Origin of the sequence: Maridesulfovibrio zosterae DSM 11974, from assembly GCF_000425265.1 — a bacterium.
In the GTDB taxonomy this organism is placed as follows: domain Bacteria; phylum Desulfobacterota; class Desulfovibrionia; order Desulfovibrionales; family Desulfovibrionaceae; genus Maridesulfovibrio; species Maridesulfovibrio zosterae.
The window spans coordinates 337,130-358,626 of the sequence record NZ_KE384343.1 but is presented as its reverse complement, the minus strand read 5'-3'; the positions used below and the strand labels follow the sequence as shown (position 1 = coordinate 358,626).

Here is a 21,497-nt window from a genome sequence, read left to right as displayed (position 1 = left end):
CCGCACAACTTTCTACTTTAATAATAAATCGCTCTATGATTCTTCTTGTTTTTCCATAGCAATCATATAGTTATCTAATTCAATCGCTAAACTGGCCAATTCAGCAACAGATTGAGCTGCATTTTGCATTGAATCGGAAGTTTTTGATGCAATTTCTGTAACTTCATCAAGTGCTTTATTAATTTCTTCACTGGCGGCAGACTGTAGCTCTGAAGCTGAGGCAATGCTCTCGACCTGCTCTGCTGTTTCTTTGGAAAAACCAAGAATCTTATCCAGAGCTTCTCCGGCATCATCACAAATATCTGTAGCTTCTTCTATACTTCCCAAAGTCTTGTCTGTCGCATCAATGCTTTGGGTTGAGCTACCTTGAATTGCAGTGATATAGCCGCCAACATCCTTTGTCGCCACCATTGTTTTTTCAGCCAGCTTTCGTATTTCATCAGCAACTACGGAAAATCCACGCCCTGCTTCCCCGGCTCGTGCTGCTTCAATAGCAGCATTTAGAGCTAAAAGATTTGTCTGATCAGCGATATCTGAAATAACCTGCATAATGGAGGAAATTCCTTTACTATGCCCCTCCAGAGTTGCCATTTCACCTTTAAGATGACTGGCCTTATCATTAACCTCATGCATTACCTTTATGATATTACTTACCAACTTCCCACCGGACAGGGCCGTATCCTGCGTTTGTCTAGCGACATGAGATGTATCACTTGCACTTCGGGAAACATCCAGAATAGATAAATTCATTTGCTCCATTGCAGAAGAAACTTCTTCTGTTCTTGAACACTGATCCAGAATCCCGTTATTAGAATTGTTAACATCTGTGCTGATCTCTTCAGATGCCGTTGCAAGCTGCTCTGAAATCTTTCTCGCATCAGAAACACCCTGGGCAATCTTGTTATTTTGATTAGTTATAAAATCTTCTTTCAGCTTAATATTTGTAAAATCCATAATTGTAGTAAAACCACCGATAAGATTATCTCTGGTATCAAAGATTGGAGAAGAAGCAACTGATATATATTTGATATTGCCCTTCCGGCTTGTAACCTGAGATTTTGCGAATTTCTTTTCCCTATCTTTCAGGCAACTTTCAGAAACAGTCTCTTGCTTAACACCATAGAAAAATATTGAAAAATCTTCGCCAATCAGTTCATCTGGTGCTGAATCAATTTCGAGCAATCTCAAAATGCTTTCATTCAACCACCGAATATTTCCATCTACTCCCACAAGAACCATAGGAGTCATAATGCTTGAAAGCATAGACTCATTCATACCGACCTTTTCATTTAAAATATCGGTGAGTCTGCCAAGCTCACGTTCAAGGTCACCAAGTTCACCCATAAAATTACTACTATGAATGGATTTGAAATTACCTTCTGAAATCATTTTTATATCAGAAGTAAGGATATTAATGGGTCGAATTACATCTTTAACAACACAAAAACCGACTCCAAGCAGTATTACTGCTGCGGCAATCTGAACTGATAAAAAGAACACTGTATGCTGTCTCAAAAAAACTGCAATTGCTAAAAGTGCTAAAACGAGAAGAATACTGGAGAACAGACGTTTGGTCATACTTGGCTCCTTTATTAATTCAGCAATAATATAAAAATTGTCATATAATATTTTCAAGCATCTACTATACCAATCTTTTTATTTAATAAAAATAGTTTGTTACAAAAAAACATAATATATTTTTTAAAGGATATGTATCATTTAGAGCCACGATCGAACAAAAAACAAAAATGCAACAAATTACTATAGTAATTAAAGACAGTTACATGTGTATCAAAATTAAACACTAAATATTAGTTAATCACAATAATGCGACTTTAAAATTATCTGAACACAGAGACTATCTTTATACTCAAATACTATACAAAAATTTTTGCATATAAAGAAGTATTTATCGCTATATTCTTAGCTATTTTCCATTTCACTCTTTATAAAATCAGGTATTGTGCCTTCAGGAACTCCTGCGGTACCATAGTATTTATCTAATATTCTTAAGTAAGTTCCATTCTTTGCAATTATGCTTAAGCCTTTAATAAACTTTTGCTTAATTCTCTTTTGTTTCCGCAAAAAAATAACAGAGAGAGCTACCCGGAGTAACGGTTTATCTAGGTATGCAAACTCAGAAACATTGTCTGGAAAAAGTTTTGGAATTAAATAATTCCCTGTTACACGCAACGAAACCGCAAAATCCATACGGTCGACACTCAATTTTTGAAAATTTAATCTTATATTTCTGACTAAATCAATTTTAAGATTTGCATTCTCTAAAGTAGGCTGACTGCCACTCCCCCTGACATTTCCAAAACTGTATCCGCGTAAATCTTTCAATGACTCATATGATACGCCATCAGGAAAACGTTTTTTTTTATAATAAGCGACGAAATTAAGATTAATGATTTCTACAAAATCGACTAATGCGTCTTTATTCTCCCTTTTAAACCAGACCATACTACCGAGGCAGATCGTCCCCTTATTATGTACAACAGACCAGACATTTCTAGACATTGGCAAAATAGTAAAATTTACATCTTCCGATACAGCCTTAAAAGCCTCAGTCACAACATCTCTACACATGCCATAACCAAGACCTGGGATCTCTTGCATAGAAACGATCGGAGGATATTCCACTGATGCAATATTGATTATCTCATCAGAAGAATACGCCTGTGCACACAAAGTAAATAAAAACGTTAAATTCAGTGCAAGAAGCCCGAATATCTTATATAGCAGCATAGCACCTCTCAATATTATACATGAACTCCAGCGGATACAAGAACAGCTACAGCAATATTTTCAGTACAACGTGAAATTAATAAATAAAAAAAATATTCCAAAGCAATAACACATTAAAATCGAATCACTATTCACAAACTATTTCTTCACTGCCATATACAATCAGCACCAACAAATAAATGAGCATTTCATATTGCCCACAGTTGAATAACTATCAGAAGTCAGAACTATATACGACCATTGTTTATCCACTCGATAACATCACAATCTTTTTTAACTATATGTTGTTCAACCCATGAGAAAAGAAACTCATCTGCTGCGACATCATCAATACTATCGCCATTATAGACTTTATTAACTAAGTTCTCTACGGCAGCATAAATATTTGCATGTTCAGATTTGTGTTCTTCAAAGAATGGATAGTTAGCACTCAGCATTAGCTGCTCTTCTGTTTTAAAATGTTCCTGGCAATATCCAAGTAAGTCGATAGATAATATTAAATATTTTAAGCTGGATCTCTTTTTTTTCTCAGCAAGATATTCATTGAATATCTCAAAAAGTTGCATATGCTGTTTATCTATCTCGACATTCCCAGTTGAATATTTATCATTCCATTTAATTCTGTACATTGCGTGATCCTACCTAATTAGATTTAGAGTCAACATAGTACCCTATTTTGGATTTAGGAGATAAATATTGTAGCTGGTCTTCAGTTAAATCTTTACGTGAAACAATGCGTTCAACCTTAGAATCAATGTCTGCTCCAAGCCTGAGAATCATAGCTTCATTTTTTGGAATATTCTGGTCGTAAATAATAACATCCGGTAATAGAGGATTATCGCCGATACTGACAACCATTGCAATCTCACCGCTATCTAATTCGCATAGTGATCCGGGAGGATAAACACCAAGCATTCTTATAAAATGAGCTAAAATTTTCTCATCCAGCAACTTGGCATTACTTTTATAAAGATTCGCCAGAGCCTGATGAGGAGTAAGGACCTTCTCTACAACTCTATGGTTGATAAGGTTGTCATATAAATCGACAATGGCAACAATTTTTGGCAATAGACCAATTGATTTAAAACTGATTCCTTCCGGATATCCACTGGGGCCATTACGGACATGATGATGATAAATAATCTTCATTACATCTTTATTTACAGATTTCATTCCTGACAGAAGACCGACCCCGTATAAGGGATGTCTTTTAACCATCTCTAACTCAGGCTTAGTCAGCACAGATGGCTTATACAAAATTTTCTTAGGAATTTTCGCCTTCCCTATATCATGCATTAAAGCACCAAATGCCAGAGTATGCATATCACTGTCATTAATGCCTACCTCCCGGCCAAGCATACAAGAAAGAATTGAGACATTAAGCGAATGAAAATATAAAGCCTCATCGTCAGAAGCAGAAAGATTTATTAAATTAAGAGTGGTGTGAATATCTTTTAAAAAAAAGCTTGCAAATTCATGAGCCATTTCCTGCGCTTCTTCACAAAAGGAAATCTGCCCATTTAAAACGCCTCGCATAATTCTATTTGCCTGCTTCGCAGACGAGAGGAACTTTTTTTCTGTATTTATATATGCATCTTTGCGTTTGCGTAATTCAGAAGACTTTTTCTTCTTTATATCACGCCTATTAACCGTTTTACTGACAGGTTTGACTTTTGCATCCACCTGTAACGGTTCACAATCACTTCTTTGAGGGTCGTAGTATACATATTCACAACCGATTCCCTGTACTTCGTCTATTTCCTGTGATTTTTTAATTTTGAAATTTGAACGAAAAAAAGAATGTTTAAACCAGGGAATATCTTTTAAGTGAATATGTAACCCAACTTTGAGTCTCTTAACTGATACTTTTTTAAGCATTTTTTTTATCGCCTAAAACAACCTTTTCACGAATTAAAATAGGCTCAGTTACGTCAAGAATATCATGTCCATGTTTATGAATATAATCTATATTTTTAGCTGTTAAGGTATCCCCCTTCTTGATAACTAAAACTTTTTTACCTTTGACCGTTCCATATAAATTCTGTGCAAGTACCATTTCAGCTTCCAGCCCAAGCGGGAAAACTTCACGCTCGTAAGAACAGGCTTCTTCCCCTAAGGCCTCGTTAATTTTTATTAAAATTTCATCATCATACCATCCTGACCGTTTATTTAATATATAAACACTCTCGCCAACACTTTTTCCTTTCTCTTGCAAATAATGAAAATCAAATAATAAATGTAAAAGTCGCGCTGCGAACGGCAATTTTTTTCCAGCAACATCATCATTCGGCAAACCTTTTCCATTATATCTCTTACTAATATAAAGCATTTCTAAAATAGAAGAAGAGTCGAAATCAACGAATTGCCTATCGCCAAAATCTCTCATTTTCTCTAGCTGCTCAATAAGAAATGGAATCGCTTCTTTTTTAGTATTTGCGCCAGATAACAAATCCATCATCATATGGTCTTCCAAAGTAGTAATGACAAAAATATAATAAGCTATTAAATCATATATATACTCAAAATCTATAGAGTAAAAAGGACGTAACTTACCAGCTAAAGATATTATTCTATTATAACACCTGTATAAAACAACATTCTTTGAGCTATAAGAATTGACAATTACATGAATAATTCGCTTATCTATTTTTTTTTGTATATTTTTTTTACTTTTTTTTAATAAACTTAAGAGCTGATTACGGTTACATGGCTTTATTATTAAGTCTAAATTTAAATTAGACTCAATTTCAGACTTATCTTCTGTGCTTAAAAAAGAAGACATAACTATAATATTTGATTCATCAAAACTTTCTTTTAATTTTAACAACACATCTTTGACTTCTGCATAGTCTTTACAATCCACAATTATTTTATCAGGACATTTGTCGCCTGTAACATCTAGAATACCATCAAAATCATTCTCAGCAACACAGATACAATATTCATTATCAAATAAATTTACTAATGAACTAGTTATCTTATTGTTATTTGATACAACGAGAAGATTTTGCACGGGGACTCCTAAAATTGTGATTAAATCTTATAAAAGCATAATAGATTTTATTTATAAAAAAAATAAAAAAAAATTATAACTTGATATTTATAATAGAATAAAAAAATGGCCAGCACCCTGTCGACGCCGGCCATTTTAACAACTCTTGTTTTTTAACTATTGAACAGGAAAAATCTTAGCACTAGTTATCCCTCTAATCTCTAATTTCTGCCGGGAATCAACTGTTGTTCTTCGCAAGCGCGACTCTAACGAATCCTTAATTTCCATCAACTCGACATAACCACTTGAATCCAGATCAAAATTAGCTGTTCCAGCCCTTGCCAGTTCCCACAGCGAGTCCAAAAAAGCTGAAATGGATTTTTGTTTCGAAATATTACTTGTATTCCCTGATGATGTAGCAAAAATATATGTACTGTCACCTGCTATATCAGTATTTATCCGTCGATTCACATGAATCAATTTCCATGGAACATCTACCCGGCAAGCATCCCAAATAAAAACTTTACTCCTGACATTAAGCCTGTCTAGCTGCCCCTGCACAAATGTTAACGGGATAGTACTATCATTCAAGTCCATTTCACCTTTTAAGGATGCGTCAACAGGGACTAAATATGGATTTCCCAGCTGATCCTCAATTCCATGGCCGGTATAATATACAAAAACAATCGAATCTTTCTGCCGGACAATATTATTGAGATGAGTAAAGATGCGTTTTAGTTCTGAAAAAGTTGTGTTTCTGTTTACAACTATATTCTGCTCAGGAACTCCCAAATAACAAGTACCCAACTCTTGTAGTACGGTCACATCATTATTCACATAACTAAGGTTCCCATAATATTTATACTCAGAATTGGCGATGACAATTAAGTAGCGATTCGGATATGTGGAAACACATTGAGATTTTGGGCTAACTTCATTTACATTGACCGGAAGCGTACCAACAGTCTTTGTAAAAATATTATGTTCAACAACAATTTCCGGCTCAATTGTTACTCCGGAGACAAGCGCTTCAGCTTCATGAATTTTGCCATTTAATGCAAAAGAAGCTGATTTGGAAAATTTAGTGTCTGGATAGTCACGGATAACGTTCTTGAAAAGAGCGTCAGCCTTTCGGTTTTTTCCTATCATGTACATACTTATGCCATCCTTAATTTTAGCCTGCGGCACATAGGACGAATACGGATAGGTATGTATCAGCGAATGGTAGTAACGTGATGCCTGAATATAAACTTTAGAATTAAAAAAACATTCACCTTGAAAAAATACAGAAGCCGGAATCATTGAGCTGTACGGAAATTTATTCTTGAAAATAGCAAATTTCTTTTGCGCTTCCAGATAGTGTCCCTGTTCGTATAGGGTCATAGCATTCTGAAAAAAATCATTTTCATCAAGTTCAACTTCATCCATACCATCGGAAGCATCCATGGTACCGAATTTATCAACCATTGAATCAAAAACATCTCCTCGTTTCTGGCGGATACATCCACCAGAAACGAGGAGTGTTAACAAAACAAATAGTGAGAGAGCTTTTTCGGTCATAACTTATCTTGTATTTTTAATCCCACTCGCGAACTACAGGATGGCTGAAAACAACCAGATCACCTTTTTCAGGTTCATAGCCTTCATATTTTTCTATAATCTCAGCTTTACAACCATCAGAATTTGAATTCTGAACTTCACATAAAGCAACAATTTCCGGATTATCATCCATCTTAAGTGATTTGAGTGGACCGGAATGGCGGACTAACAGAAACTTTACTCCAGCTGTCATACCTGATTTCTGACCATGATCAATATTTATGATCCCACCAGAGACACTTCTAGCTCTCATCTCTGGATAAAACAGATATTTATGTTTCTTAAAATCTTCTACAGACCGGTCGATTGCATCCTTGATAATAACTCCGCTTCCACATGTTATGTAGACAATTTTAGATGTCTTAATATCATAGAAGCGTAACATAAGCCGATATGGCCTTTTGGGCATTTTAAGTTCATCATCATTCCCCCAGGCTTCTTCCTCAGCTGAGTCATCTTCCCGGCATGGACCTTCATTAGCTGTAAAAAATGCCTTGATAAAGAACTGCGGCATTTCAAGGCCGACTTCATTCAAGGTATCTTTCTTAACATATTTATTGTTTTCAGCGAACTCCAGTTCTCGAACAATCGAGTTCACATTATCTCGCTCAATCAACTCAATAAAAGGGAGTGAAGATAGCTTATAGGACAACATTTCCCGTAACTTAACACTTGTCCCTATATTGTCACGACTGGTATTATAACGCTCTGGATCAGTTGCAGTACCCTGCTTTGTAACAACAGTCTTTCCCCCCTCGACATGTCCGTAAGGAGTATTGACAAGCTGGTTATCATTCAAAGATTTTAATGCAATACGCAAACTTGTACTAGGGCCAAGCGCCTCAAAGTGCTGCCCCCGATCCTTGTGATCAAAACTTGTCGGATTCATCAAATCACCTGCAAATGCAATTTGACCAACCATAGTCAGCACTAAACACACTAATATAATTACCTTAATTGATTTTAACATCATCCCCTCCTTGGTTCAAACTACCATGTGGAATCACGGGGCTCTCTAACATAAATTTTGTAGTCCCTTGCATCAGGATTAAGTGAAACCTCTTTAATAGTTATATCCTGACCGGAAGGAAACATATAAGGTTGCCAGTTTGTTTTTTCCAATTCAATTCCATCTTCATCAAGAAAAACAAACTGTACATCACAATTCAAATTTTTACGTGAATCCTCGTAACGATCATTGTTAAAAACAACAACAACCTTAAATAACCCATTCTCGTCATACTTAGAAAAATTTCTTACAACTTTAAGATAACGATTTAGAGTTGCATACTGGCTTCCAATCAGACCGTCCCTTCTCAGATAAAGTATTTTATTTTCTTTTTGCGACGCAACAGAATCATAATTTCCAACAGGAGCAACAGCAGGACTACACGCAGAAACAGCTAAGACTGCAGCAAGCATAAGTAAAAGTAAAATAGATCTCATATATACACCTCCAACCTAGACTTTAGGTTTCTTGCCTACGATAACATTTTCGTAGTTTTGGGTCCCAATAGTCGGGGGGACCATACATTTACCACCAAAAACAAGATGAGGACCGGAGTCACACATATTATTACACTGCCATCCATCATCATGTTCAAGAATTATTCCCCGCTCCTCATACTCTGCAATAAGAGCGTTAACATCCATATCAAGAAGGAATCCATCAGCGTGATACTGTTCCATCAATTCAGGAGTAGGGGTGCAGCAACATGTGCCGCCATGGATAAAAGGCTTTGTACCGGGCTTATGACCTATAGTTGTAAAACAATGCTTAATCTCCGGCGGATTCAGGCTTTTTGCCACATATGGATTAACAAAATATTTAGTAGGTTTGTGGGAACAACCGGCAATAACGCTTGTTCCCGCAACTAAAGTTCCTGTTATAATTTTAAGAAAATGTCTTCTGTTCATTGGTATATTCTCCTGCGCAATGAGTACTATTTCTGGACAAAGCTATGGTTTGAAATCTCAATAATATCATCAAAAGGTAAGTTGTTCATGGTTATAAAATATACCTGATTCTCCTCAAGCTTACCATTTGTCACTTTGCATTTTGAGTATTTACCTTTTCTAAGAACTTTAGCTTCAGCGACCTTGATAACTCTGATTCCTTCAAACTGACCATCAAATCTCTGCTCCATAGCTTCGGTATTAAGCCACGGATTAATGGCACCTGTTTCTATAAACTGCTTGGTTTTAGCTGGGTCATCAAATTCTACTTTAACAACTGCGACCATTTCATCTTTATCTAGTCCTGAATCAGGGTCTAAATCATTTTTAAGCAGGTCACCTGCTATATATTCAAACACACCACTTTCTACATTAACTGAACGAGCTTCAGTACAGTAAAAACCATTCACAGCATTGCCTTTATCACGAATAGCACGGCTGACCAACACAGTTTCTTTCTCATTGGAAACAGGAACGTAATAGTGGGTCTGCTCATAATGAGGCAAAGGTTTACCATTTATATCATAAAATAAAACTGTAACCGTATGAAGCCCCGGTTCTACTCTTGCCGAAAGAACCTGCACTTCATTGGGAGCAGTTCCCCAGCGTCTCGTATCAGCTACGATGCTCCAGTTGTTTTCTATGGTGTCAGAAACAATTCCACCAATGAACGGAATAAAACGTGCTGCAACAACTGCTGCTATTTTTCCAGCAGCTTTGCCGCCCTGAACAGTATCTTTTACAGAACGGGAAGTACTTGTTGCCTGATGAAGCATGTTGAAGAGAGGGTAAGGCTCACCAATAAGTTTTCCATCCACATAAACTTCGGCCTGACGTTCAAGATATGGACGGGGGGCTATATAGTCAGTATTGCCTTCAGGCCCACCGACATACTTAGTGGGCGCATGGCCCATTGTAACAAAAACTACCAGATTATCCTTTTCAAGGCGTTCAATATCAGCAAATTCATCTTTACCGGTTGGCTGGATATCATATTGCTTAACTAAACGACTGCCAAAAGAACCACATGCATCGGAAACCATATGATCAGGGATTTTACAATAGCTGTCTATTTTATCGAGTTCAACTTTTGCATTTTCATAATCGCCAAGTTGAACGAGGGTTCTGGCCAACATGTAATGAACAACACGGTTATCATCGCCAAGAGATTGGTAAAGAGCAGTGGTTTCTTCAAGGGTCAGCCCTAATGCTGCACCATTATTCTTGATCCACTTCTGCAAAATCTCACGGTTAGGAAGACTGTCTCGGTCAACCTCTATGGCACTTAAGAACATTGCTCTGGCGTTCTGATAGTCACCGTGAATATACAAAAGCATGCCCATATAGAAACATGCCAGAGATTTTTCATAGTGTTCACCTTTAAAGATTTTCTCCTGCTCAGCCCCGAGTTCACCACCTTCCTGAAAAACAGAATCCATTACTCCCTTCGCATTCAGCAAAAGTTTGAATGCATTGTGGTAAGCTCCGACACTGATATAAAGCATACTTCTGTTTAGCAGCGGTAAAATAAAATCATTATCTCCCTTTTGCTGTGCCCTGAGAGAATATGACAGATTGCTGGCTTTCCAGAGATCCCTGAGCATCTCATTAGGAGCACGGGCGATCATTGCATCAGAGTAATAAACATCAGCCCAGACAGCTGAATCCTGATCAATCTTTGAAATTAATTTTTTGTCATAGGCAACAGCATTACTGCTGGCGGGAATTTTAGCATAATCCATTGCCTCTTCAATACCTGATGGTTTCGGCCAATCCTGTTTTTCTTTGTTAATTGTAGTTTGAATCGGTGGGCCGGCATTTCTTGAAACACAAGCCTGAACCAAAAAGGAAACAGAAATAATCACTATGACAGCAGCAATCTGCGATCTTGAAAAACGCATAATATATCCCTCCCCGGGTAAGACTACTGGTCAAGCCATGATTTTTGTGTATGTGAACGTGACTCATAATCATCTTCCCAGACAATTAAAGAATTGTCTGCATCGGTTAGACGAAAAGAGTAGCGCATATAATCTGTGCTCGCATCAGATTGGCGTGTAGTAATCGAATGAATTGACCCTGTAAGAAAATAATCTGCGCCCAGAATTTTACCGCCAGCTTTAGATGAAGCTGTAGCCTGTCCTTTTCTTTTCAGCTTACGCTCTTTTAAAATATCTTTGATAGCTGCACGATCGAGAAAATAAATCTTACCACGACAGTTCTTTAAGAGAAGTGTGCGTATTTTTTCCTGAAAGGCACGGGTATCGATATATTTGTTTGATCTATTTTCAACGTCTATAAATGCTATTGTCGGAGGTGTTTCAGCCTTATGTATAAACGGCAGTTGCAACAGCGATCTAGCCATTTTATCAGCAACAGTTCTATAATCCTGAACAGAAGTAGCCTGAGGATCGTTTATAATCTCAGCATCAAGGTCGACTCTGCGGGTCTTACCTGCGCTGCACCCCGCAAACATAAAACAAAGTAAAGCAAAACATAGTATTCTTTTCATCATATCCACCATCAATTCAAAGTTAATAAACTAACTGCCCCCACAGGGGGCCGGAAACACCATTTTTATTCTATATCTTAAACTACAATTCTCCTCCCAGATACTGTAGCTGATAGAATTCAAGTACATACTAAGTTAAATTCATAATAGTCAAGACATCTATATTTTTGTTTTAAACGAATTTATTGCCCACAATTCAGAATTGAGGATTTACTGTTAATCTTATTAAGCACTTATTTGGAAGATATTTTATACAAAGTTAAAAACATAACTTTATGAGTAAAAAAAAAGGGACCGCAAGCGGTCCCTTAACTATACATATAGTAACAGCCGAAGCTGCGTATATTTTAATGCTATTTGAAAGCCATAGTAGCTTTAACAGCTTTCTGCCAACCAGCGTAAAGCTCATTGGACTCTTTTTCTTCCATTTTAGGACCGAATTCACGATCAACACCAAAGTTCTGTTTGATGTCATTTTTATCTGCCCAGAAGCCAACTGCCAGACCAGCAAGATATGCTGCTCCGAGAGCGGTTGTTTCAATGCATAGAGGACGTTCAACAGGAGTTCCGAGAATGTCAGACTGAATCTGGAGGAGAAGGTCATTAGCTACTGCGCCACCGTCAACACGGAGTTTGGCAAGGCTAATACCGGAGTCAGCTTCCATAGCGGAAAGTACGTCTTTAGTCTGGTAGCAAAGTGATTCAAGAGTTGCACGGACAAAATGCTCTTTAGTCGTACCACGGGTAAGACCGAAAACAGCACCACGAACTTCAGAATCCCAGTAAGGAGCTCCAAGACCTACAAAAGCAGGAACCATGTAAACACCATCAGAGCTCTGTACACGTGTTGCGTAAAGTTCACTGTCTTTAGCGTCACGGAACATTCTCATACCGTCACGCAGCCACTGAACAGCTGAACCTGCAACGAAAATGGAACCTTCAAGAGCGTATTCAACTTTACCGTCAACACCCCATGCAATGGTAGTCAGCAGACCGTTTTTAGAAGGAACAGCTTTTTCACCAGTGTTCATGAGCATGAAGCAACCAGTTCCGTATGTGTTCTTAGCCATACCTTCTTCGAAGCAAGCCTGACCGAACAGAGCTGCCTGCTGGTCGCCGGCCATACCGGAGATAGGAATCTCAAGTCCCTGAAAAGCATCTTTATCAGTGTTGCCGTATACTTCAGAAGAAGGTTTAACTTCAGGAAGCATGGAAGCAGGAACGGTGAGGTGTCCAAGAATTTCTTCGTCCCATTTGAGTTCATGAATATTGTACATGAGGGTACGGGAAGCGTTGGTGTAGTCAGTAACATGAACTTTGCCGCCGGTAAGTTTCCAGACCAGCCATGTGTCGATAGTACCGAAAAGGAGATCGCCTTTTTCAGCTTTTTCGCGAGCACCTTCAACGTTGTCGAGAATCCATTTTACTTTAGTACCGGAGAAATAAGCATCAATAAGAAGACCGGTTTTTTCACGAACCATAGGATCAAGGCCTTTGGCTTTCAAGTCATCGCAGATGCCCATTGTCTGGCGAGACTGCCAAACAATTGCGTTGTAAACTGGTTTACCGGTGTTCTTATCCCAAACAACGGTTGTTTCACGCTGGTTGGTAATACCGATAGCAGCAATTTCGGAACCGGAAATTTCAGGCTGTGCGAAAGCTTCTGCAACTACAGACTGTACAGAAGACCAGATTTCCATTGCATCGTGCTCAACCCAACCGGACTGGGGGAAAATCTGAGTAAATTCTTTCTGTGTTACAGTAACGATTTCGCCTTTTTTATTGAAAACAATTGCACGAGAGCTGGTGGTTCCCTGATCAATGGCTAATACGTATTTCTTGCTCATTCTAAATTTCTCCCTGTTTTAAGTTCGGGGCGAACATGCCCGCCCCGGACCCAATAAATTACTATTTGTTCTATCTTAACTCGAACTAAAAATTATCCAACGATAACTTTATAAAGCATAGCACCTGCAACACCACCACAAATTGGTGCTACTACAGGAATCCATGCGTATCCCCAATCACTTCCGCCCTTACCTGGAATAGGAAGGAGTGCGTGTGCGATTCTGGGACCGAGGTCACGAGCAGGGTTAATAGCGTAGCCGGTAGGACCACCAAGAGAAAGACCGATAGATACAATGAAGAAACCAACGATCAGAGGATTAAGCCCCTTACTGAATTCGTTGGCACCAAGACCGAGTAGAATGAAAAGTAAACAGGCGGTACCGATAAATTCGCAAAGAAAGTTTTCAACTGTGCAGCGAATTGCAGGACCAGTGGAGAATACAGCCAGTTTGAGACCAGGATCTTCAGTAGGAGCCCAATGGCATTTATATACCAGGTAACAAATTACGGAGCCAAGGAAGCCACCGCACATCTGACCGGCAATGTAGACGGGAACGTTTGCCCAAGGAAAAGCTCCGATTGAAGCAAGACCAATGGTAACCGCTGGATTAATATGTGCACCAGAATGTTTACCCGCAACGTAAACGGCAAATGCAACTGCAAAACCCCAACCCCATGTGATGACGATCCAGCCACTGTTCTGACCTTTGGATTTTTCCAAAAGAACGTTAGCAACAACACCACAACCGAACAGTGTTAGAATCATAGTCCCAATCAACTCGCTCAAAAAGAAATTCATAATCACTCCCACATCTTTTAAAAGCAGTTAAACCAAGATTCGTTTCTCTTCGGAAACGAATAACACCTCACGCTAGATCAAAACTAACGCTTTTACCATTTCCTCTGGATCGACACTATTTTGTCACACAAAAAAAATCAAGACAATAATGTTCGAATTTGAAAATAATTTTGTAACAAAAGCTTTCACATTAGCAAAAACCACTAATTCTAAACAGTTGTGAACATCACCTCCTACCCTTTTTGTCAAAATGGATTAAAAATACTGTCAAACCCTTGTCACAAAAGAATCATAAAAATAAATACAAGACTTTTCCAAGCAAGAAACAGCCATATAATATATTAAAAATGAGCTCTGATTCTTAATAAAATTGTTTCGTAAACGAAAACAAAAGAAGTGAAGACGCTCACAAATAATATTTCCACCTATTTTGTGATCAATAATATAATTTTTGGCAAGATAAATTTGAAACAAAAAAAAGCCGCCGGTCCAGGTAACCGACGGCAAAGGGAAGGGGTGACGGAGGAAAATCCCCCGTCTTCTTTGGAGAATATGGTGCATCCGCAGATGCAAATCTATCAACCTAAGTGTCATAATCGGGACGACGAAAGCACTGCACAAAACAGTAACACTTTCAAATACCATTCTTCACAATATTTAAAATAGAAAGGGAAGATTCTATTTTAAACATGAAGAAGGTCAATAATCGCCCTAAAAGAAGTTAATCAGTCCAGGAATACCGATCATAAAACTTCTGCAATCAGAACAGCAAAGGGTTAATACTACTTAATCTACTATGTAATTCTTGGACAAAGTCACAAATTCTTCAATCTGTGCTTTGATCCACTCTTCATCTTTACCAAGCTCAATGGCCATGATCTCAGCAGCTTTAGGAGCCACTTCTGCTGCTGCTTTGGCGTTAAGAATCAAAGCTCTGGTTCTGCGTGCAAGTGCATCAGAAACAGTCTGAGCCCATTCATTTCGGGCAGCCCATACCACTTCCAGCCAGGAATAAGGAAGATTTTCGTGCATGCGAGTATCAAGTTCGGGATACTCAGCAGCAAGAGCCATAATATCCGCGGCTTCACTACCATAGACATGCATATGGTCGTTGTGGTCAAACTCTTCAGTATAACCGTGAAGTTTAACATTCTGGGTAGGAGAAGGACGGAAAGCGTGGCCACCCATTTTAATTGCATTATCAATACAATCTTCAGCCATATGTCTGTAGGTAGTCCATTTACCACCTGCAATGGTCAACAGTTTGTTGGGTGAAATTGTCAGATAATGGTCTCTGGAAAGAGCTGAAGTTTTACCGTTTTCATCTCCGGCAGCGATAAGAGGTCTGATTCCTGTGAAGACACTCAACACGTCAGCACGGGTGGGTGCTTTAGCGAGATATCTTGCAGAGTGCTCAACCAGAAAGTTAATTTCCTCTTCCAAAGGTTTTGGCTCCATACATACACCTGAAAGAGGTGTATCAGTTGTTCCCACAACAACTTTGCCATGCCATGGCACAAAGAAAATTACACGGCCATCATCAGTCTTAGGAACCATAATTCCGGTATCACCGCCAAGAAATTCACGGTCAATAACAATATGGATACCCTGACTAGGAGCAATCAATTTTTTATGATCGCTGTTGTCCATATTCATAATATCATCAGTGAAGATACCAGTAGCATTGATAACAGCTTTAGCCTTCAATTCGTATGACTTACCACTGAGTTTATCTTCAGCCTGAACACCACAGACATATCCGCTAGGATTCTTAACAAGACCAGTTACTTTGGTGTAGTTAAGAGGTGTACCGCCCAAGTCAGACATTGTACGGGCAAGAGTAAGAGCAAGTCTGGCATCGTCAAACTGACCGTCATGATAAGTTACGCCGCCTTTGAGCTTTTTGGTAAGCACGCCGGGAACTTCCTGCATAACTTTTCTTTTAGAAAAGATCTGGGAAGGACCGAAGCTATATTTTCTAGCCAGCATATCATAACATTTGAGTCCGATTCCATAATAAGGCAGACCGAACCATTTATAATCAGGAACGATAAATTTCTGATTGTAACACATATGAGGAGCATTCTGCTTTAGGATACCGCGCTCGTGCAGTGCTTCCATAACCAGAGAAATATTACCCTGAGCGAGATATCTTACACCGCCGTGAACCATTTTAGTACTACGACTGGAGGTTGCTTCGGCGAAGTCGCCCTGCTCAAGAAGAAGTACCGAATACCCACGAGCTGCGGCATCCAGGCCAGAACCAAGACCCGTAGCTCCTCCACCGATTATGATGAAATCCCAGACCTTTGCGCTGTCTTCCATTTGCTGGATAAAATCTGAACGTTTCATGGCAACACCCACTCTCTGTTCGGCTTGATACGCCGATAAAATTTTGAAATTTTTATAAGTTCAAACAGTTATAAGACCCACATCTCGACTGAATCGAACTTTCCCCAATCACTCAATAAAAAAACATACCAAGACAGATACGTTTGCATTGTGTTTCGCTTTTGATCAAAATGTGACATATTGAAAACATTTTTACAAGAAAATATTTTCGAATTTGAATATTTCTTATAAAAACAAACAAAAACGAACCTTTATGCGTGACAAAATAATCTCTCAAAAAAAGTAATTTAAAAAATAATATAATTACATAACCTTATAGACTATAACACATAAAACATACCTTGGTATAGTCTCAATTATTTGCTAATGGATGAAGCATTAATACTCCTTGAGACCTTAATATGTGTAAATATAATGACTTTACCTTGCCTGTTAAAGATTCAACTGCTAGGTAATCATTATCAAGTGAAATATATTTTTCTTTTTTTCCCAAAATTCTGATATAATCAGTAAAATATTAGAACAAAAAAACGCGCATACGCGAAAAAGTTGTTCATTATAGAAAGTAAGGAGATGGTCATTTTGATTGATAAAGCTAAAACCAAAAAGCCAAAAGGGTCTAAGATTAGCTTAGATTCACTCTCCAAACGGCAACGCGAAATATTTGATATTGTCAGCGATAGAGGATTCGCTCCTATTGAGACACTAGCTCATCACTTTGAAGTCACACCACAGACTATCAGACGCGATATCAATAAACTTTGTACTCATAAACTGTTGCAGCGTTTTCACGGTGGGGCCGGTCGATCCTCAAGTGTGGAAAATGTTGATTACAGCGCACGCAGAAATATTCTCCATCAAGAAAAGAAGCTGATCGCAGAGATGGTAGCAAAACTTATTCCTGACCGTGCTTCTTTATTTATAAACCTGGGCACAACTACCGAAGAGGTCGCCAAGGCTCTTTCAGGGCACAAATCACTCAGAGTTATCACCAACAATCTTAACGTAGCTCTGACCATGAGCGATAATGAATGTGAAGTAATCGTTGCAGGTGGCATGGTTCGCCAAAGAGATAAGGGAGTGACCGGCGAAGCTACTGTTGAATTTATCAAGCAATTCAAAGTAGATTACGGAATCATTGGAGTTTCCGGCATAGATGAAGATGGGACTCTTCTCGACTATGATTACCATGAAGTCAGGGTTGCCCGTGAAATCATCAACAATGCCAGAAATATTTTTCTTGTAACTGACCATACAAAATTCAATCGCAACGCAATGGTCCGTATTGCGGATCTGGGTGAAATTGATGCAATTTTCACAGACAAAAGACCTCCGCAAGTTTTTCAGGATCTAATGAAAAGCAAAGAAGTTGACCTATATGTTACTGAAGCAGAGATAATAGAATGAAACTAAGAAACTTTATAAAAGAAAGGGTTGGCAATTTTGCCAGCCCTTTTTTTTTACAATCTCATAACTCAAACAACACTTTATAATAAGCACTGCAAACCACCCATTGCCCATGGGCAATGGCCACAGGGGACCTTTACCCCTAAACAATCATATTCAAAGTCGTTTGCTCTACCTATGATATCATCACATGGTACTAAAGAGCAGTTGGAGCAGTACGGATATTCATATTTTAAAACATCATCACGAAACTGAACATATTTTACAGAATTCCATACGTCGCTGAAATCTCCATCATCAAGATTTCCAAATACCGTCGGCTTAACAACCTTTTCACTTCCATCCATATAGCAGGAGAACCCGTGCCACAAGAACTGGCAAGGACTGATATCCCCCATAGATGTTATAAACACAGCTCCCTCTTCCAGGAATCGGCAAGAAAGGTTATCCGAAGCCATCAAAGGAGGCATACGCAGTGCAATTCCAGACCTTTCTGCCAGTTCCACGGACTCTGCATATATCCTATTGATATCATTAAATGTATTACTTTGCATACGTTTATCCCACTCGATCAGACTTCGGAAATTAATCCATATATCCTGACTCTTGGCATCCGCAAACATATCTTTGACAATGTCTACAAGTTTTTTATCAGTATCACTCTTTATAAATTTGAAAACCACATCAAAATAATTATAAAAGTCCACCCCATGTTCTGTAGCTAGATTCTGCCATTTTTTAAAAAGAGAATATGCCTTTGAGGTATTCGTATTGAATAAGGATTGATCCTGCATTGATTTATTATATGCAAACACATGTGAGCAGACAACGAACTCCGCACCATGACTTGACGCCCAGCTTATGACCTGCGGCAACTGCTTATAAGTCTCAGCCATAAGTACGAACTCTACCCCAAGTCGAACTTTCCGGCCGTACTTCTCCCCTGCACTTGAAAGTTTAGAAAAAGTACGTGCAAGCCGATCGATACAAGTCTGCCCATGCAACTCGCCTACGTTGCAATCACCGGATTCAAGAGAATCAATGGAAATACAAAACGTATCCACTCCTGATTCAACCAGACTTTCAGCCTTCTGATCTGTAATTAACAAACCATTTGTCTGAAAACCGATAGAACTCCCCTTTGGCATGCGCTCCTTTGCAAATGCGGCCATTTCAGCCAACTCAGGATGTAGTAAAGGCTCACCTATACCGTTTAGAATCAGCACTTCACAATGTTCTAAAGCAGAGCTTAATTTTTTAAAACTTTCAAACTTTAAATCTGCTTCCTGAATATCACTACCATCTGCATATTTTACACACATTGAGCATGCCATATTACATCTGGTAGTAACCTCAACTTGAATTTTTACAGGGTAATTAATTTTATGAGTATAATGTGCCAAAATGACTTCTCCAGCGACTGTTTATATCAACCGTAATAGTATCTTAAAAGAAATCCCGCATCAAATTACACCTAATAAAAACCATAGGATAAAACCTGCCGATACCAGACAGAAGCATCATCGTTTCATAATTTTCCAAATATAAAAATAAAAATTCCATAACCTGACTTATAAGTCAAAATGGTTTTTTCTTGCTCCTAAGCTTACATGTAACCTAACCAGAACCTATCCCTTCCCCTTGACCTTCAATGGTATTTCATGGTGAAAATCACCTTGAGCATGCAGTTGCATCTTTTCAAAATATTTAATCCGCAAGATTTAATGCGGAAATGACTTAATAAAAACCTCGGGATTAAAATGGAAAACATCACGCTACAGCCACAGATTATGGCCCCTTTTGGAGGAACAGATGAACCGGTTAATGCACATGACTTCATTCCAAAAGGAGTCTGTGCAAAACTTATTCGTTATGCAGTGGAAGACGGTAAACTGACTTACGTGAAATTTACCGGTGGATGTGACGGCAATCTCAAAGCTGTATCCACATTAGTTACTGGTATGAAACTGACTGAAATATTATCTAAGCTTAAAGGTATCACCTGCGGCAACAAGCCTACATCATGTGCAGACCAGCTTTGCTGTGCGCTATCTGAATACCTTGATTCAGAGTAACTGTTTTATTCTGAGGCCAGCTTACAAAACAGCTGGCCTTAATTTATACCAAAGTATTTATAGAAAATATTTCATTCCACCTAAAAAAACATTTTCACTCCCTGCCTTCCTTCTTATTTGCATCAAATAAATCCGCCATGCTAAAACAATATTGTTTCCATGATGAAAACTTAACACACAAGTCAGGCGCACAACTATGTCCCCAAAAATTGATGTAGTAATCAACGTATTCGGTAAAGTTTACCAAACTGCTCTTTCATTACTCACTTTAACAGAGCAATGTGGGCAGCATATTAGTAAGATATATTTTCAGGAAGAACCCCTAACGGCCGAATACGAGCGTAAAAATCACACTAAGACTCTTGAATATTTCAGCGATATTGTTGAACATTTCACTCCACGATACTGGAATGGCATTGACCCGACAGATTTAGAAAGGGCCGCTGTTGACTATGCCTATCTACTATCTATACGCTACCAGTACGGATGGGAGAAAACTGAATCTAAATACCTGCTGACAATACATAACGACATTGATGTTCGAGCAGATATTGTTGGTAATCTGTTGACAGCAATTGGCGACCACACTGGAGTAGGAGAAATAGGACAATGCTGGTGGTGTCCTGCATTTCAAAACGGGTTATGTGACTCGGAGCGATACACAGAGTTTAAACCTTCATACCAGTACCTAATGAAAATATATAATAAGGGTATGAATTACACTCAGCGCAGGGCATATAACCTCGGCCTCTCTGAGCAGTTTCAAAAGAACGCATGGCCTTTGCCTGAATGCAGGCTCAACGAATGGTGCGCCCTTATAGATATGGATAAAGCACGTAAATCGACTCTGCCGAACGGATATGCGGCCCCATTTGGTGCCCGCCTTCCATCTGGAGCCTGTATAGGTGAAAACTGGGACCGTCCGGTTTGCCTTGATGTTGGAGTACAATGGTTTAGAGATATGCTGCATATGGGGCATACTTTTGGGCATTATGATGTGAACAATGACATAGTTCATGATAAACGGGGAAGTGTGAAGCTGGATTCAGCAGAAGCATATGTTAAAGCAGAAATGATTGCCTTCAATAAAATTAAAGAAAGGTTCCCTGAATTTTTCAAGTTTATGCAATCATGAAAAACATCCATAATTCCAAAAACTTGACCCAAGACATCTAACGATCCATATAGTCAAAGTATACAAAGGCG

The 21,497-nt window shown here is 38.6% G+C and carries 18 protein-coding genes; 3 read left to right on the top strand and 15 right to left on the bottom strand.

The window, feature by feature from the left end; all coding sequences use genetic code 11:
- Window positions 1-33 precede the first annotated feature (33 nt).
- The 14 genes from H589_RS0117870 to H589_RS0117805 form a co-directional block, all read right to left on the bottom strand.
- A complete protein-coding gene (locus H589_RS0117870) occupies window positions 34-1,578 on the bottom strand; it encodes a methyl-accepting chemotaxis protein (protein WP_027723299.1) in 1,545 nt (514 codons plus the stop codon).
- 345 nt (window positions 1,579-1,923) lie between these two features.
- Window positions 1,924-2,751, bottom strand: coding sequence for a substrate-binding periplasmic protein (locus H589_RS0117865; RefSeq protein WP_027723298.1), 828 nt, complete (start codon window positions 2,749-2,751; stop codon window positions 1,924-1,926).
- 227 nt (window positions 2,752-2,978) lie between these two features.
- On the bottom strand, window positions 2,979-3,380 hold the full coding sequence (locus tag H589_RS20550) for a bacteriohemerythrin (RefSeq protein ID WP_051249804.1): 402 nt from the start codon (window positions 3,378-3,380) through the stop codon (window positions 2,979-2,981).
- Window positions 3,381-3,393: 13 nt separating this feature from the next.
- A complete protein-coding gene (locus H589_RS0117855; protein WP_027723297.1) occupies window positions 3,394-4,629 on the bottom strand; it encodes a cyclic di-GMP phosphodiesterase in 1,236 nt (411 codons plus the stop codon).
- The gene (locus H589_RS0117850; protein ID WP_027723296.1) at window positions 4,622-5,764 is read right to left on the bottom strand and encodes an HD domain-containing phosphohydrolase; all 1,143 of its coding nucleotides are present in this window, start codon (window positions 5,762-5,764) and stop codon (window positions 4,622-4,624) included. Before H589_RS0117850 ends, H589_RS0117855 begins: the two co-directional genes overlap by 8 nt.
- Before the next feature lie 156 nt (window positions 5,765-5,920).
- A complete protein-coding gene (locus tag H589_RS0117845) occupies window positions 5,921-7,303 on the bottom strand; it encodes a caspase family protein (protein WP_027723295.1) in 1,383 nt (460 codons plus the stop codon).
- Window positions 7,304-7,319: 16 nt separating this feature from the next.
- The gene (locus H589_RS0117840; RefSeq protein ID WP_027723294.1) at window positions 7,320-8,312 is read right to left on the bottom strand and encodes a hypothetical protein; all 993 of its coding nucleotides are present in this window, start codon (window positions 8,310-8,312) and stop codon (window positions 7,320-7,322) included.
- A gap of 20 nt (window positions 8,313-8,332) precedes the next feature.
- Complete coding sequence (locus tag H589_RS0117835) at window positions 8,333-8,788, bottom strand: YcfL family putative periplasmic lipoprotein (protein ID WP_027723293.1); 456 nt, start codon at window positions 8,786-8,788, stop codon at window positions 8,333-8,335.
- A gap of 15 nt (window positions 8,789-8,803) precedes the next feature.
- On the bottom strand, window positions 8,804-9,259 hold the full coding sequence (locus H589_RS0117830; protein WP_027723292.1) for a hypothetical protein: 456 nt from the start codon (window positions 9,257-9,259) through the stop codon (window positions 8,804-8,806).
- Window positions 9,260-9,285: 26 nt separating this feature from the next.
- Entirely contained in the window at window positions 9,286-11,199 is a 1,914-nt protein-coding gene (locus H589_RS0117825) for a COG3014 family protein (protein ID WP_027723291.1), read from the bottom strand.
- A gap of 23 nt (window positions 11,200-11,222) precedes the next feature.
- Complete coding sequence (locus H589_RS20065; protein ID WP_051249803.1) at window positions 11,223-11,810, bottom strand: penicillin-binding protein activator LpoB; 588 nt, start codon at window positions 11,808-11,810, stop codon at window positions 11,223-11,225.
- A gap of 353 nt (window positions 11,811-12,163) precedes the next feature.
- On the bottom strand, window positions 12,164-13,657 hold the full coding sequence (gene glpK, locus H589_RS0117815) for a glycerol kinase GlpK (RefSeq protein WP_027723290.1): 1,494 nt from the start codon (window positions 13,655-13,657) through the stop codon (window positions 12,164-12,166).
- A gap of 92 nt (window positions 13,658-13,749) precedes the next feature.
- Window positions 13,750-14,457, bottom strand: a complete 708-nt coding sequence (locus H589_RS0117810; protein ID WP_027723289.1) for an MIP/aquaporin family protein — start codon at window positions 14,455-14,457, stop codon at window positions 13,750-13,752.
- Between the two features lie 786 nt (window positions 14,458-15,243).
- Complete coding sequence (locus tag H589_RS0117805; protein WP_027723288.1) at window positions 15,244-16,809, bottom strand: glycerol-3-phosphate dehydrogenase/oxidase; 1,566 nt, start codon at window positions 16,807-16,809, stop codon at window positions 15,244-15,246.
- Window positions 16,810-17,394: 585 nt separating this feature from the next.
- Here H589_RS0117805 and H589_RS0117800 point away from each other — a divergent pair.
- A complete protein-coding gene (locus H589_RS0117800) occupies window positions 17,395-18,216 on the top strand; it encodes a DeoR/GlpR family DNA-binding transcription regulator (RefSeq protein WP_027723287.1) in 822 nt (273 codons plus the stop codon).
- An 80-nt stretch (window positions 18,217-18,296) separates the two neighbouring features.
- Here the strand turns inward: H589_RS0117800 and H589_RS0117795 are convergent, their stop codons facing one another.
- On the bottom strand, window positions 18,297-19,619 hold the full coding sequence (locus tag H589_RS0117795) for a radical SAM/SPASM family putative metalloenzyme maturase (protein WP_245577197.1): 1,323 nt from the start codon (window positions 19,617-19,619) through the stop codon (window positions 18,297-18,299).
- Window positions 19,620-19,976: 357 nt separating this feature from the next.
- On the opposite strand from H589_RS0117795, the gene H589_RS20060 reads away from it, so the two are divergent.
- Window positions 19,977-20,291, top strand: coding sequence for a TIGR03905 family TSCPD domain-containing protein (locus tag H589_RS20060; protein ID WP_084147043.1), 315 nt, complete (start codon window positions 19,977-19,979; stop codon window positions 20,289-20,291).
- 196 nt (window positions 20,292-20,487) lie between these two features.
- On the top strand, window positions 20,488-21,426 hold the full coding sequence (locus tag H589_RS0117785; protein ID WP_027723284.1) for a hypothetical protein: 939 nt from the start codon (window positions 20,488-20,490) through the stop codon (window positions 21,424-21,426).
- Window positions 21,427-21,497: the final 71 nt, after the last annotated feature.

What these genes read in the sequence shown, in the direction of transcription:
- H589_RS0117845 (WP_027723295.1), bottom strand. Translation starts at nt 7,303, where the DNA reads ATGACCGAAAAAGCTCTCTCACTATTTGTTTTGTTAACACTCCTCGTT.
- H589_RS0117865 (WP_027723298.1), bottom strand. Translation starts at nt 2,751, where the DNA reads ATGCTGCTATATAAGATATTCGGGCTTCTTGCACTGAATTTAACGTTT.
- H589_RS20060 (WP_084147043.1), top strand. Translation starts at nt 19,977, where the DNA reads ATGGAAAACATCACGCTACAGCCACAGATTATGGCCCCTTTTGGAGGA.
- H589_RS0117830 (WP_027723292.1), bottom strand. Translation starts at nt 9,259, where the DNA reads ATGAACAGAAGACATTTTCTTAAAATTATAACAGGAACTTTAGTTGCG.
- H589_RS0117835 (WP_027723293.1), bottom strand. Translation starts at nt 8,788, where the DNA reads ATGAGATCTATTTTACTTTTACTTATGCTTGCTGCAGTCTTAGCTGTT.
- H589_RS20550 (WP_051249804.1), bottom strand. Translation starts at nt 3,380, where the DNA reads ATGTACAGAATTAAATGGAATGATAAATATTCAACTGGGAATGTCGAG.
- H589_RS0117810 (WP_027723289.1), bottom strand. Translation starts at nt 14,457, where the DNA reads ATGAATTTCTTTTTGAGCGAGTTGATTGGGACTATGATTCTAACACTG.
- H589_RS0117840 (WP_027723294.1), bottom strand. Translation starts at nt 8,312, where the DNA reads ATGTTAAAATCAATTAAGGTAATTATATTAGTGTGTTTAGTGCTGACT.
- H589_RS0117825 (WP_027723291.1), bottom strand. Translation starts at nt 11,199, where the DNA reads ATGCGTTTTTCAAGATCGCAGATTGCTGCTGTCATAGTGATTATTTCT.
- H589_RS0117870 (WP_027723299.1), bottom strand. Translation starts at nt 1,578, where the DNA reads ATGACCAAACGTCTGTTCTCCAGTATTCTTCTCGTTTTAGCACTTTTA.
- glpK (WP_027723290.1), bottom strand. Translation starts at nt 13,657, where the DNA reads ATGAGCAAGAAATACGTATTAGCCATTGATCAGGGAACCACCAGCTCT.
- H589_RS0117805 (WP_027723288.1), bottom strand. Translation starts at nt 16,809, where the DNA reads ATGAAACGTTCAGATTTTATCCAGCAAATGGAAGACAGCGCAAAGGTC.
- H589_RS20065 (WP_051249803.1), bottom strand. Translation starts at nt 11,810, where the DNA reads ATGAAAAGAATACTATGTTTTGCTTTACTTTGTTTTATGTTTGCGGGG.
- H589_RS0117785 (WP_027723284.1), top strand. Translation starts at nt 20,488, where the DNA reads ATGTCCCCAAAAATTGATGTAGTAATCAACGTATTCGGTAAAGTTTAC.
- H589_RS0117855 (WP_027723297.1), bottom strand. Translation starts at nt 4,629, where the DNA reads ATGCTTAAAAAAGTATCAGTTAAGAGACTCAAAGTTGGGTTACATATT.